Below are 13,831 nucleotides of genomic sequence, written 5' to 3' on the forward strand. Positions count from 1 at the left end.
TTGCAAAATAAATAACTCCGCTGGTTCAAAAGTTTTATAACTATATTCATTTCTTTTGTAGTTAAAGTTACTGGTATATTAGTGGCATGAAGTCGGACCTTTGAATAATCACCAGGATGCCCTGTCCGCAGAAATTTCTCAGCTTTTAATTTCCGGAGTTAATCTAGATGAATACTCGCACCCCGCTTTTAAATCCACTGACATTGCCGAACGGCGCGGTATTAAAAAATCGTCTGGTAATGGCGCCGATGACCACCTGTACGGGCTTTTATGACGGCACCGTGACCAGCGAACTGGTGGAGTACTATCGCGCGCGCGCAGGCACCCTCGGTACAGTTATCGTTGAGTCCTGTTTTATCGACACCAAAGGCCCAGCCTTTCCCGGCGCCATCGGCATTGACAGCGACAACAAGATCCCTGGACTTGCCCGCATCGCCGACGCGATTAAATCGCAGGGCTCGACGGCGATCCTTCAGATTTATCATGGCGGCCGCATGGTGGAGCCGGGGCTGATTGGCGGGAAAACCCCTGTCGGCCCCAGCGCCATCGCCGCGCCGCGCGAAGGCGCCACCACGCCGCAGGCGCTGACCGCCGATGAAGTCGAGGTGATGATCACCAAATTCGGCGACGCGGTGAACCGCGCCATCAAGGCGGGCTTCGACGGCGTCGAGCTGCACGGCGCTAACACCTATCTGATCCAGCAGTTCTTTTCCCCCAACTCTAACCAGCGCGACGACAAGTGGGGCGGCAGCCGCGAAAACCGCGCTCGCTTCCCGCTGGCGGTGCTGGATATCGCCCATAAAATGGCGGAGCGCATCGCGCACAACACCTTTATTATCGGCTATCGCTTCTCGCCGGAAGAGATTGAAGTGCCCGGCATCCGCTTTGCCGACACGCTCTATCTGCTGGAGAAACTGGCGGAGCGCGGCCTCGACTACGTGCACTTTTCCATGGGGCAGCTGCTGCGTCCCTCTATCGTCGACACGCGCGATCCCACGCCGCTAATCGACAAATATATCGCCCAGCGCTCTGAGCGTCTGGCGAAGGTGCCGGTGATCGGCGTCGGCGGCGCGGTAAATAAAGCCGACGCGGAGATGGCGCTGGAACACGGCTACGACCTGGTGGCGATCGGCAAAGCCTGCATCGCCTACCCGGACTGGGCGGATCGCGTGCTGAACAACGAGCATCTCGACCTCTATATCGACAGCACCCAGCGTGAAGCGCTGATGATCCCGGAGCCGCTGTGGCGCTTCTCGCTGGTGGACGCGATGATCCGCGAAGTCAGCGCGCCGGGCCGCAAATACAAGGCGGGCGTCTATCAGGAGAAAGTTGAGGCGGAAGCGCTGAAGCTGAAAATCAACGTGACCCTCGATACCGACCGTATTACCGATATCTCAATGGTGCCGGACGATACGCTGGACGTCGACTTCACCGAAACCTTTGAAAGCCTGCGCAACCGCATCCTGGTGGCCAACAGCCCGCACGTCGACGCCATTACCGGCGCCACCACCCAGAGCGAGGCGCTGAAAAAAGCGGTGTCGCGCGCGCTCTCTACTTCCAGCAAAGAGTATGTGATTGAAGAGGGCGGCAACCCGTCGGCGCCGCAAAACTACGATGTGGTGGTGATCGGCAGCGGCGGCGCGGGGCTGGCGGCGGCGATTCAGGCGCACGACGAAGGCGCGCGCGTGGTGATCATCGAGAAAATGCCGACCATCGGCGGCAACACCATTAAGGCGTCAGTAGGGATGAACGCGGCGGAAACCCGCTTCCAGGCGATGAAAGGCATCAAGGACAGCAAAGAGCTGTTCTATCAGGAGACGCTGAAGGGCGGCCAGCATAAAAACAACCCGGTGCTGCTGCGCGAATTCGTCGAGCTGGCGCCGGAGGCGATCGACTGGCTGGCTGACCACGGCATCGAGCTGAACGATATCACCATCACCGGCGGCATGAGCATCGACCGCACGCACCGTCCGGCGGATCGCTCGGCGGTGGGCGGCTACCTGATCAGCGGCCTGGTGAAAAACATCAACAAGCGCAACATCGAAGTGCTGCTCGATACCTCGGTGGCGGAAATCCTCACCGAGAACGGCGCGGTAACCGGCGTGAAGGTGGTGGATGAGTATTACGACAGCCGCATCCTCTACGCGAAAAGCGTGATCGTCGCCACCGGCGGCTTTAGCGCCAACCGCGAGATGGTGGTGAAATATCGCCCGGAACTGGACGGCTTCGTCACCACCAACCACAAAGGCGCCACCGGCAGCGGCATCGCCATGCTGCAGAAGCTGGGCGCGGACACCGTAGATATGGGCGAAATTCAGATCCATCCCACCGTCGAGCAGACCACCTCCTATCTGATCTCCGAATCGATTCGCGGCGGCGGCGCTATTCTGGTGTCGCAGGCGGGCAAACGCTTCTTTAACGAGATGGAGACGCGCGACAAGGTCTCCGCGCAAATTATCGCGCTGCCGGAGAAAAGTGCCTGGGTGGTGTTCGACGAACAGGTGCGCGCCAACAACAAAGCGGCGGACGAGTATATCGCCAAGGGCTTTGTTATCAGCGCGCCGACCGTGGGCGAGCTGGCGGTGAAACTCAATATGGAACACACCACGCTGGAGGAGACGCTGGCGCGCTATAACCAGTTTGTGGTGGATCAGAAGGATGAGGATTTCGGCCGCACCACCGCGCTGCGCCATCCGCTCAATCAGGGGCCGTTTTACGCCATCCGCGTCGCGCCTGGCGTGCACCACACCATGGGCGGCGTCACCATCAACACCGACACCGCGGTGCTGGACGGCAACAAACAGCCGATCCGCGGCGCCTGGGCGGCGGGTGAAGTGGTCGGCGGCATTCACGGCGCCAACCGCATCGGCGGCAACGCCGTGGCGGATATCATCATCTTCGGTATTCTTGCCGGACGCAACGCGGCGGCGCTGGCGCGCAGCTAAGGAATCAGGCGGCGCTCGCAATGGGCGCCGCCGCTTACCCTGACAGCCGAGGCGATTATGTCAGCCGACAGTGGCGTTTACGCCTATTCCGCAGTGCTGATGGGTTCGCCCATTCTGCTCAAACTCTTCGACGATAACGCCGCGCTCGCCGCGCAGGTGTTTCGCCTCATCCGCCACTACGAGAACATCCTGACGGTAAACCGCGCCGAGTCCGAGGTGATGGCGATCAACCACGCCGCCGGCCAGGCGGCGGTCAGCGTCAGCCGCGAGGTGTTCGATCTCATTCAGTGCGCCCATCAGGTGAGCCTGTTGCCGCAAAGCCTGTTCAACTTCACCATCGGTCCGCTGGTCAAGCGCTGGAAGATTGGCTTTCAGGGCCGCAGCGTGCCGCCGCAGCGGGAGCTGGAGAGGCTGATGGCGTTAACCGATCCGCGCCAGGTGGCGCTGGATCCCGCAAGCCGCAGCGTGTTTCTGCGCCAGCCCGGCATGGAGATCGATCTGGGCGCTATCGCCAAAGGCTATATCGCCGACGTGGTGCGCAGCTTTTTGCGCCAGCAGGGCGTGGAAAGGGCGCTGATCAACCTCGGCGGCAACGTGCAGACGCTGGGCGCGCCGCCGCACGCCGCCGGCTGGTCGGTGGGGCTGAAAACTCCGTTCGGCCAGGCTGACGAACTGATCGGCGTGATTGAGGTGGCGGGTAAATCGGTGGTCACATCGGGCATTTACGAGCGCTATTTCGAGCTGGACGGACGCCTCTATCACCATATCCTTGACGCCAGCAGCGGTTATCCGCTGGATAACGAGCTGCTAAGCGTCACGGTGATTTCAGACCGCTCGATAGACGGCGATATCTACACCACGCTACTCTACGGGCTGGGCGTCGAGAAAAGCCTTGCGGCGCTGCGCGACACGCCGCACATCGAGGCGATATTCGTCACCCGCGATCGCGAGGTGATCTGCTCCTCGACGCGCCAGTTCGCCTTTCACCTGCACGATAGCCGCTATCGGCGGGTTACTGGCAGTACTGCTTAAGCAGCGAATGGTACTCCGGCTGCAAGCGATAGCGGTAAACCGGGCGGCCGGTGGCGCCGTAGTGGATGCTGGTGAACAGGATATTAATCTGCGCCAGCCAGATAAGATATTTACGGCAGGAGACGCGCGAGATATTTACCTCCGCCGCCAGTTCGTCGGTGGAGAACTCGCTGCCGGGATGAGCGTCGATCCACTGGCAGAGCGTGCGCAGCGTCTGCGGCGTCAGCCCCTTCGGCAGCCGTTTGCTGTCGCTGCTGGTGGGCGGGTTGCCGTGGATCAGCTGGTCGACCTCCGCCTGTTGGTAGTAGAGATGGTTATCCATCAGCGATTTTTTCTGCCGCCAGTTGGTCAGCGCCTCTTCAAAGCGTGGAAACTGGAACGGCTTGATCAGGTAATCCACCACGCCGTAGTGCAGCGAGGTTTTGATGGTGGCGGCGTCGGCGGCGGATGAAATAATGATCACCTCAACGGGCTGCTTCGCCTCGCGCAGCTCCGGCAGCAGATCCAGTCCGTTTTCATGCTGCAGATAGATATCGAGCAGCACCAGCTCCACCGCCGGCTCGCTGTGTAAAATCATCTCTTTCGCCTGCTGCAGCGTCGACGCCGTGCCGACGCAGTGAAAGCCCGGCACCTGCCCGACGTAAACGCGATTCAGCTCGGCGACCATAGCGTCATCATCGACCACTAACACATTGATCATGCGGTTTTGTTGCCTCCATCCCAGGGAAGTTGTACGAAAAATTGGGTGAACACGCCAGGTTCTGACTCCACGCTGACGCTGCCGCCGAGGCTTTCCGTCTGCTGCTTCAGCAGATAAAGCCCGACGCCGCGATCCTCGCCTTTGGTTGAGAAGCCTTTGTCAAAGATAGCATCCAGCTGCTCGGTCGGGATGCCGGGGCCGTCGTCGCTCACTTCGCACGCCAGCCAGCCGTTCTGGTAGTGCAGCATCACGTGGATATCGCCGTTGTTTTCGCTGCCCAGCGCGTCGAGCGCGTTCTCGATCAGGTTGCCGAGCACGGTGATCAGCACGGCGATCTGCTGTTCGTTGCCGATATCGGGCAAAAAGCTGGCGTCGCTCAATGTCAGGCGATGGCCGCTGTCCGAGGCGCGATTGATCTTGCTCAGCAGGAAGCCGGCGATAACCGGCGACTTGATCTTATCCAGCAGCGAACCGATCTCGGTCTGATAGTTGTTCGCTGTCTTGAGAATATAGGCTTCAACCTGCGCATAGTTTTTCATGTGCAGCAGGCCAAGAATGACGTGCAGCTTGTTCATAAATTCATGCGAGCGCTCACGCAGCGCGTCGACGTAGTTTACCATGCCGCTCAGCCGCTGCAGCAGCTGCGCGATTTCGGTTTTATCGCGGAAGGTGCAGACCGCGCCGATCAGCCGCTGCTGGCTGTAGACCGGCACGGTGTTGCTCAGCAGCAGGTGGCCGTTGATGTTCAGCTCTTCGTCGCGCCGCGCGCGGCCGCTGCGCAGCGTCTCCTGCAGCTGGGCGTGGATCACGCTGGCCTCATCCATGCTGCCGCTGGTTTTCTCCGTCAGCAGCTTCTGCGCCGCCTCGTTGATCAGCGACACTTCCGCATGGGCGTCCACCGCGATCACGCCCTCTTTGACCGAGTGCAGGATCGCCTGACGCTGCTCGAACAGCGAGGAGATCTCCCAGGGTTCCAGCCCGAAGAGGATGCGCTTCAGGGTTTTTACCAGCGCCAGCGTGCCGAGCGCGCCCGCCAGCACGCCGATCAGAATGGTCCAGAGAATACTCCAGCGGCTCTGGTTGATCTGGTCGCTCACCGCCTCCAGCGAGATGCCGATCGACACCACGCCGATCTGCCGCTGCTGCGCGTTATAAACCGGGGTAAAGACGCGCAGCGCCTCCGCCAGCGAGCCGCGATTCACTGAAACGTTCTCTTTGCCCTGCAGCGCCGGATTGATGTCGTCGCCGATAAAATGGTGGCCGATCAGCGCCGGATTAAGGTGCGAGTAGCGAATGCCCTGCATATTGGTCACCACCACGAACAGCAGATTATTGTGCTGCTGCGCCGCGCGCGCGATGGGCTGAATAATGCCGGCGTCGGGCGGGCCGCTGAGCGCCTGCTGAATGGCCGGCACATCCGCCAGAGTGCGGGCGACCGCCATTGCCTTGTCTTCCAGCTGATGCTGGGTGGCATTGCCGATCTGCACGAAGTAGAGCAAATGCACGCTCAGCAGCACGAAGCTCACCACCGCGCCGATCATCAGCGTCACCAGGGTGCTCAGCTTCATATGTTTTTTGCGGGTCAGATTGCCTTGCGGGGTGTCGCGCATCGTCGGGCCTTTGTCGGAAAGCGGTGGGCTATTATCCCTTTCTCGACGGCTTTGCAAAGGCTTTTAGCAAAAAGGCCCGCGCCAGCGCGCAGGCCGAAGGGGCATTACTCGGTGACCGGCGTCAGCGCGAGGGTGTAGGGAGTGCCATTAACAAGCACTCTCATTTTGTTATCACTAACAGGCGCATGAAACAGCAGATCGTGATTGTTGTTATAGCCGAAGCCGACCTGATCGTTACCCATCCAGTGCTGCATAAAGCACCAGCTGTCTGATTTACTCTCCAGATCGGTGACGGTGGCGGCATCCGCTTTGCTGTAGGCCGGGATAAAGCGGAAATGGACGCCTGCTTCAAAGCGGTTATGGGCGTTGGTGGTGATATAGGCTTTCACATAGCCGGTCCAGGCGGCGATCTTAAGGTAGATCTTCGCCATATTGTTGCTGCCTGGCTCGACGTAGGCGGCGACGATCGGTGAAGCGCCGGTCGCTGACCAGCTGCCGCCGACGGTGCCGTTGATGTTTTGCAGCGAGAGCAGCGCGCCGCCCTCAGGCGTTTTGCCGGTGTAATCGGTCTGGGTTTCCGTCCAGGTGTTATAGGTCGCGCTGGCCACCAGCTGGATCTGCACCTGCGTGGTATAGTCGCCCGCCTCAATCTCGCCCAGCAGGAACCAGGCGGCGCTCTCGGCGCGGTTATCCATCGACTTCAGGTTAGAGAGATAGTCATAGCTCAGCGAGCCGTGAATATTGACGCCGTAGTTTTCGATATGGGTGGTGCCGTCCTCGTAAACGCTCAGCCAGCGCTCGCCCGCCTCGCTGGTGTCGAGGCCGTTAGCGCCCTGTACGTTAAGCGCGATAATGGTGAGGCGCGCGTAGTGGCAGGCGAGCGGTTTGCCGTTGCCTTCGAGGCTCAGGGTGTTGATGACCCATTCGCCATTAGAGAGGTCGCCGGGGTTCTCGGTGTGCTCGATCCAGCCGTTATGCAGAATGCACTGGGTGGCGCGCTGCAGGTCGATCATCGGCTTATCGTAGCCGCTCTGGATGTTAAAGTTGCTCAGCTCGATGGCGGTCAGATGGTCCCAGCTGCCCGCCTCTCGGCCGGACCAGGCGCCGTAAATCACCGTGGCATGACACTTCGAGGCGTACCACTGGTCGATTTTGCAGTCGAGCGTATCGAGCAGATCCAGCCCGCGGCCGCCGAGATTGCTGAAGGTGACGCAGGAGACGCGCAGATACTGGCCGCCTTCAACAATATTGCGGAAAAAGCCCTTGGTATTGACCGCGCCGGTTTCATAGCTGCTTTCGCCATCCACCGCGATGCCGGTGATCTCCACCCGACGCGCTTTTACCTTGAACATATACTCATTGTTCTTTTTATCGGACACCAGCGTGGTGGTGGCGAAGTAGCCGAATTTTACCGGCTCGCCGCACAGGCGGAAGTGGGAGACTTCGCCGCTAACGTTGGAGATATCGAATTTAGAGAGCATAAAGCGGCCCGCCGGAAAGCGGATGCCGAGGTTGAGATGATCCGCCAGCCCGCTGGCGGTGACCTGCTGCACCCAGTACCACATTCTGATCACCGCCTCAACGCAGTCGGTGACGCCGTCCGGCACCGCGCCGAAGTGGGTGACGTTCACCTGGTTGTAGTCGCCGATCTGCCGCGTCCAGAGCTTGCCGCCGGTGGTTCTGACGTTGACGCCGTCGTCATTGGGCGTCGCGGTGTCGGTGATGTCGCTGATGAAAATGCCGCCGCCATACAGCGTGCCGGCGTTGTACTCGATAACCAGCACGCTTTCACCCGACGTGGTGGGTTCATAAGCGCGAAGATCGGCGAGGGTTTGCAGCGTGGCGACGGTGCCAGCGGCGGCGAGCCTATATTGGTTTTCCATGATTATTTTCCTTAATATTTAAATGACGCAGTTCGTTGCGCCAGTTAAAGGGTGCGGTAATTACGCGAGAAAAAAATCAATCCAGATCAATAATAAAAAAAGTAAGGCTGTTTTAACGCTTCTGTTGATGATTGAGTGATAAACGCCCCTTTTTTTATTTAAAAAGGTCGATGGAATTTTTCTGCTGTGATAATTGTCATGCGGCGTTTCTGTTATTTTATCTGTGCGGTTGTCGTTTATATTCTATTGAGCGCAGCAGCGTTACCATCAGCCTCAGCTGGGCGCTGTGTCGGGAAATAAATGTGATGCGCAGCCAGCTTTTCAAGTTGGCCTCTTAATTTAGGTTGGGCTTTCATCCTGAAAGCGGTCGTTGCAGACTGGGGGATATAATGATAACTGCTGTAAAATTTTTGGCGGTAAATAGATGTGATAAGATTGCACAGGTAAACAGTTTGCTTTTATGTATGCTTGCGGCCTACTCATTTGGCGTCATACCACCGGCGAGCGCAGCAGATGTGGATCAGGTTCAATTAATTATTAGCGGAATGATTCGAGATAATACCTGTACGCTGGATAGCGATAAGTTAATTTTTATCCTGCCGGACACCTCAGTACGCGAGCTGAGCGGCAAGAAAGGCAAGCGCAGCAGCGTCCTTGATATCCCTGTTACCCTAAGCGAATGCGGCGTGAATGCCGCATCGGTCGTGGTGACCGCGTCAGGCATGGCCGATGCTGATGTGGCCTCGCTCTGGGCTAATCAGGCTCAATCGGGCAGCGGCGGTTCGAGCGGTGTCGGGCTGCGTCTGCTCCAGAGTAACGGCTCTGCCTCTTTCTCTCCACGAGGAAGCCGTTCAGAAACGCTGCCGCTCCAGCCCTCACAGAAAAATATCCTGATTTTCCATGCGGCGATGGAAACTACCCGGAATAAAGTGAAGGCCGGCGCTTTCGTTACCACCGTTGATCTTGAAATTGACTACAAATAAATCCGTTATTCATGCTCATTCTGACGGCAGCGTTAAGCTGCCGTTTTTTTTGCTGGCTATTCGCCTGGCTGCGGCATGCGATAGCATTCACGGCGATCGATAAATAACGTGACGCATTGTGGTGGTAATGTAGCCTTTAAGGTGTAAATAACACGGATGGCGGTTATTCATGTTAATGATTTTTATTATTGCCTGATCGCTCTAAGATGGAAGGAGTTCGAGTTATAAATATAGGTCAATAAAAAGCGTTAATTTATCTTCTGTTGATTGATGTGGCTTTTTTATGACGCTACATTAGCGCCGTTAATTACAGTCAGGGCGGCAGAGCGCGGCGCCTGGCGCCATCGCTGGTTCAGCGAAAATATCGTTAATGTACGAATAATCGTTATATACGCCTGCCTGCTGATATTGGCTGTGCAGGGGCCTAAAGGCGGTTACTCGCGTGGAGAAAATATGTCTGGTTATTTATTGCGTCAAACCCTCTTAGCCGCGGCGGTTCTGTATTGCCTGACGCCGCCGCTGGCCTGTGCGGGTGGCATTAGGCTCGGCAGCACGCGCGCCATCTATTCCGACACGCAAAAACAGATCGGCCTGGCGGTACGCAACACCTCCGATAAGCAGCCTTTTTGGGTTCAGTCCTGGGTCGAAGGGGCGGATGGGCATAAAACGCAGGATTTCAGGGTTACGCCGCCGCTCTACCTCAGCGAACCGGGCAAGGCCAATACGCTGCGCCTGACGTATGTCGGCAGGCCGGCGAAGCAGAACGAGGAGACGCTTTACTATTTTCGCAGCAGAGCGATTCCTGCCCTCAGCAAAAAAGAGACAGAAGGAAGAGATCTCTTGCTGCTGGCCGCAGTGACGCGCATAAAACTCTTTTTACGTCCGGCTGGCTTAACGCCTGCGGTTGACGACGCGCCGGCGCAGCTTAGTTTCCACCGCAGCGGCAATGCTGTGCGCATCGATAATCCTACGCCGTATCACATTACCCTGACGCAGATAAACAGTGGCGGGGAGCCACTGGAGGATGTGATGGTCAATCCGCACGCCTCCGCCACCGTTGCGCTGCCGTCCGCAGCCAGCAGCAGCGTCAGCTTCCACACCATTAACGATGCTGGCGCCATTACGCCGCAAAAACAGGCGGCGCTGCTGTCAGATCTGTCAGGGAAGCGGTAGAGCCAGCGCCCGGCAAAGCGCTAACAGGGCAACTTTCCAGATAAAAAAAATCCACGCCGCAGCGTGGATTTGTCGTTCAGGCGGCAGGGCAGCCGCAGGTCAGACGTTAAACAAAAAGTTCATTACATCGCCATCTTTCACGATGTACTCTTTCCCTTCTGAACGCATTTTTCCCGCTTCTTTCGCGCCCTGTTCGCCTTTATAAGCAACAAAGTCGTCAAAGGCGATGGTCTGCGCACGAATAAAGCCTTTCTCGAAATCGGTGTGGATCTTACCCGCCGCCTGCGGCGCGGTGGCGCCGACCGGGATGGTCCAGGCGCGCACTTCTTTCACGCCCGCAGTGAAGTAGGTCTGCAGGTTCAGCAGCGCATAACCGGCGCGGATCACGCGGTTGAGGCCAGGCTCTTCCAGACCCAGTTCGGCCATAAACTCGGCGCGATCTTCGTCATCCAGCTCGGCGATATCTGACTCTACCGCCGCGCAAACCGGCACTACCACCGATCCTTCCGCTTCTGCGATGGCGCGCACCTGATCCAGGTACGGGTTATTCTCAAAGCCATCTTCGTTGACGTTGGCGATGTACATGGTTGGCTTCAGGGTCAGGAAGCTGAGATAGCGGATCGCCGCTTTCTCGTCGGCGTCCAGCTTCAGGGCGCGCAGCATACCGGCGTTTTCCAGATGCGGCAGGCACTTCTCCAGCGCGGCCAGCTCAACCTTCGCGTCTTTGTCGCCGCCTTTGGCTTTTTTCTGCACGCGCTGAATGGCGCGCTCGCAGGTTTCCAGATCGGAAAGGGCCAGCTCGGTGTTGATCACGTCGATATCTTCCGCCGGATCGACTTTGCCCGCGACGTGAATGATGTTTTCGTTCTCGAAGCAGCGCACCACATGGCCGATCGCTTCGGTTTCGCGGATATTGGTCAGGAACTGGTTGCCCAGGCCTTCGCCTTTCGACGCGCCTTTCACCAGGCCCGCGATGTCAACGAACTCCATGGTGGTCGGCACCAGACGCTGCGGTTTGACGATCTCCGCCAGCTGGTCAAGGCGCGGATCCGGCATCGGCACCACGCCGGTGTTGGGCTCGATGGTGCAGAACGGGAAGTTAGCCGCTTCGATGCCCGCTTTGGTCAGCGCGTTGAACAGGGTGGATTTACCGACGTTCGGCAGGCCCACGATACCGCATTTGAATCCCATGGTTGGTTACCCTTCTGACTTGAGGTGCAACGCCTGCTGCAGGCGTTGCCGGAAACGAAAAAAAGTTGGCGCATTATACACAGAAATCGCGCGGGCAGGGCGTTTAGCTCGCCTTGAACGCGTGCAGCCGGTTCATCGCCTTCAGGCGATCCTCTTTCAGCCACACTTCGGTGCAGCGCGCCGCTTCGTCAATGGCGTCCTCGATCAGCTTTTGCTCGCTGGCGGGCGGCCTGCCCAGCACAAATCCCGTCACCTTGTTGCGATCGCCCGGATGGCCGATGCCGATGCGCAGGCGGTGAAAGTTATTGTTGTTGCCCAGCCTGCTGATGATGTCCTTCAGCCCGTTATGGCCGCCGTGTCCGCCGCCCTGTTTGAACTTCGCCACGCCAGGCGGCAGATCCAGCTCATCGTGCGCCACCAGAATCTCCTCCGGCGCGATGCGGAAAAAGGTCGCCATCGCCGCCACGGCTTTGCCGCTGAGGTTCATAAAGGTGGTGGGCACCAGCAGGCGCACATCTTCACCCGCCAGGCTGATGCGCGCGGTATAGCCGAAAAACTTCGCCTCTTCCTTTAGAGACTGATTGTGACGCTCCGCCAGCAAATCAACATACCAGGCGCCCGCGTTATGCCGCGTCGCGGCGTACTCCGCGCCCGGATTGGCCAGGCCCACAATCAGTTTAATGCTGCTCACGATGATTATCCTGCTCAGGTGATGAAAAGGCGTTAGTGTACTGCGCGGCAGAGAAGAGAACAAACGCCGCAGCAAAGGGGTGGTTACGTCGCGTGATTAACTATTTATTTCTTTAAATCAAGCGTCTAAGCGTAAATTTACGTCAGCCTTTATTGGTGTTTGTGATCCTGGACGCAATTCAACCGGGCTTCATTGCCTAAACTTATGACAAGTTAACATTACGTGCGGTTGGTATTGCTTGTTCATATGGACAGAGGTGAGTTATGAAACATCAACATTGTCGCAAAGCAGGAAACGCCATGATGGTTGTGGGGCTGATCGTGATGGTCTCCAGCATCATCTTCTCGGTGCTCAACCAGCTGCCAGACATGCAGATGCCGGCGCTGCTGGCGCAGGGCGCGATTCTGGGCATCTTTATCGGCGCGCTGCTGTGGCTGACCGGGGCGCGCGTCAGCGGCCGCGAGAAGATCGAAGACCGCTACTTCTGGCATCGCCACTATGACAAACGCTGCCGCCGCACGCCGCACCACTAACAGGGCCATTCAGGCATAAAAAAACCGGGCGCATGGCCCGGTTTTTTATTAGGCGAAAATCAGTGCTCGAACATCGCCGAGATCGATTCTTCGTTGCTGATACGACGGATCGCTTCAGCCAGCATGCCGGAAAGCGTCAGGGTACGAACGTTCGGCAGCGACTTCATCTCTTCGGAAAGGGGGATGGTGTCGCAGACGATAACCTGATCGATCACCGATTTACGCAGATTCTCCACCGCGTTGCCGGAGAAAATCGGGTGGGTGGCGTAGGCGAAGACGCGTTTCGCGCCGCGCTCTTTTAGCGCTTCCGCCGCTTTGCACAGCGTGCCGCCGGTGTCGATCATATCGTCGACCAGCACGCAGTCGCGGCCCGCCACGTCACCGATGATGTGCATCACCTGAGAAACGTTCGCGCGCGGACGACGTTTATCGATGATAGCCATATCGGTATCGTTGAGCAGTTTGGCGATGGCGCGGGCACGCACAACGCCGCCGATGTCCGGGGAAACCACGATCGGGTTTTCCAGACCAATTTGCAGCATATCTTCCAGCAGGATCGGGCTGCCGAAAACGTTGTCAACCGGGACGTCAAAGAAGCCCTGGATTTGCTCGGCGTGAAGATCGACCGTCAGAACGCGATCGACGCCAACGCTGGAAAGGAAATCCGCGACCACTTTAGCGGTAATCGGTACGCGCGCGGAGCGCACGCGGCGGTCCTGACGGGCATAGCCGAAGTAGGGAATAACCGCGGTAATACGACCAGCAGAAGCTCGACGCAGCGCGTCGACCATCACAACCAGTTCCATCAGATTATCGTTGGTGGGAGCACAGGTGGACTGGATGATGAAAATATCACCACCGCGTACATTTTCATTGATTTGTACACTCACTTCGCCATCGCTGAAACGGCCCACTGCGGCGTCTCCGAGGCTGGTGTAAAGGCGGTTGGCAATACGTTGTGCTAGTTCCGGGGTGGCGTTACCAGCAAATAGCTTCATATCAGGCACGAGAAGAACCTCAGGCTTGGCGTCCAGAGAATGAACGGCATTAGGGTAACCGGCGCATACCCTGATGCATGTTCATACGGGTG

11 protein-coding genes are annotated in these 13,831 nt (G+C 58.0%); 5 read left to right on the forward strand and 6 right to left on the reverse strand.

Going from position 1 to position 13,831, the window contains the following annotated elements:
* Nucleotides 1-167 precede the first annotated feature (167 nt).
* Complete coding sequence (locus B2J69_RS05510; RefSeq protein ID WP_081137178.1) at nucleotides 168-2,945, forward strand: flavocytochrome c; 2,778 nt, start codon at nucleotides 168-170, stop codon at nucleotides 2,943-2,945.
* Between the two features lie 57 nt (nucleotides 2,946-3,002).
* A complete protein-coding gene (locus B2J69_RS05515; RefSeq protein ID WP_081137180.1) occupies nucleotides 3,003-3,977 on the forward strand; it encodes an FAD:protein FMN transferase in 975 nt (324 codons plus the stop codon).
* On the opposite strand, the gene dcuR is transcribed toward B2J69_RS05515, so the two are convergent.
* The 3 genes from dcuR to B2J69_RS05530 all read right to left on the reverse strand — a co-directional run bounded on the left by dcuR (nucleotide 3,958) and on the right by B2J69_RS05530 (nucleotide 8,170).
* On the reverse strand, nucleotides 3,958-4,677 hold the full coding sequence (dcuR, locus tag B2J69_RS05520; protein WP_081137182.1) for a two-component system response regulator DcuR: 720 nt from the start codon (nucleotides 4,675-4,677) through the stop codon (nucleotides 3,958-3,960). The two genes, B2J69_RS05515 and dcuR, sit on opposite strands and share 20 nt — an antisense overlap.
* The gene (locus B2J69_RS05525; RefSeq protein WP_081137184.1) at nucleotides 4,674-6,287 is read right to left on the reverse strand and encodes a sensor histidine kinase; all 1,614 of its coding nucleotides are present in this window, start codon (nucleotides 6,285-6,287) and stop codon (nucleotides 4,674-4,676) included. The genes dcuR and B2J69_RS05525 overlap by 4 nt, the downstream gene beginning before the upstream one ends.
* Nucleotides 6,288-6,391: 104 nt before the next feature.
* Complete coding sequence (locus B2J69_RS05530; RefSeq protein ID WP_081137185.1) at nucleotides 6,392-8,170, reverse strand: hypothetical protein; 1,779 nt, start codon at nucleotides 8,168-8,170, stop codon at nucleotides 6,392-6,394.
* A 389-nt stretch (nucleotides 8,171-8,559) separates the two neighbouring features.
* On the opposite strand from B2J69_RS05530, the gene B2J69_RS05535 reads away from it, so the two are divergent.
* Nucleotides 8,560-9,153 carry a fimbrial protein gene (locus B2J69_RS05535; RefSeq protein WP_081137186.1) on the forward strand — a complete coding sequence of 198 codons (594 nt, stop codon included), beginning with the start codon at nucleotides 8,560-8,562 and terminating at the stop codon, nucleotides 9,151-9,153.
* A gap of 453 nt (nucleotides 9,154-9,606) precedes the next feature.
* Nucleotides 9,607-10,326 carry a fimbria/pilus periplasmic chaperone gene (locus B2J69_RS05540; protein ID WP_081137187.1) on the forward strand — a complete coding sequence of 240 codons (720 nt, stop codon included), beginning with the start codon at nucleotides 9,607-9,609 and terminating at the stop codon, nucleotides 10,324-10,326.
* Nucleotides 10,327-10,425: 99 nt separating this feature from the next.
* Here B2J69_RS05540 and ychF read toward each other — a convergent pair whose 3' ends face one another.
* A complete protein-coding gene (gene ychF, locus B2J69_RS05545) occupies nucleotides 10,426-11,517 on the reverse strand; it encodes a redox-regulated ATPase YchF (protein WP_033747685.1) in 1,092 nt (363 codons plus the stop codon).
* A gap of 103 nt (nucleotides 11,518-11,620) precedes the next feature.
* Complete coding sequence (gene pth / locus B2J69_RS05550) at nucleotides 11,621-12,208, reverse strand: aminoacyl-tRNA hydrolase (RefSeq protein ID WP_081137188.1); 588 nt, start codon at nucleotides 12,206-12,208, stop codon at nucleotides 11,621-11,623.
* A 263-nt stretch (nucleotides 12,209-12,471) separates the two neighbouring features.
* On the opposite strand from pth, the gene ychH reads away from it, so the two are divergent.
* Complete coding sequence (gene ychH / locus B2J69_RS05555) at nucleotides 12,472-12,741, forward strand: stress-induced protein YchH (RefSeq protein ID WP_081137189.1); 270 nt, start codon at nucleotides 12,472-12,474, stop codon at nucleotides 12,739-12,741.
* 59 nt (nucleotides 12,742-12,800) lie between these two features.
* Here ychH and prs read toward each other — a convergent pair whose 3' ends face one another.
* Nucleotides 12,801-13,748 carry a ribose-phosphate diphosphokinase gene (prs, locus tag B2J69_RS05560; protein WP_006118899.1) on the reverse strand — a complete coding sequence of 316 codons (948 nt, stop codon included), beginning with the start codon at nucleotides 13,746-13,748 and terminating at the stop codon, nucleotides 12,801-12,803.
* Nucleotides 13,749-13,831 lie beyond the last annotated feature (83 nt).

This window comes from Pantoea latae (genome assembly GCF_002077695.1).
GTDB classification, from domain to species: Bacteria; Pseudomonadota; Gammaproteobacteria; order Enterobacterales; family Enterobacteriaceae; genus Pantoea; species Pantoea latae.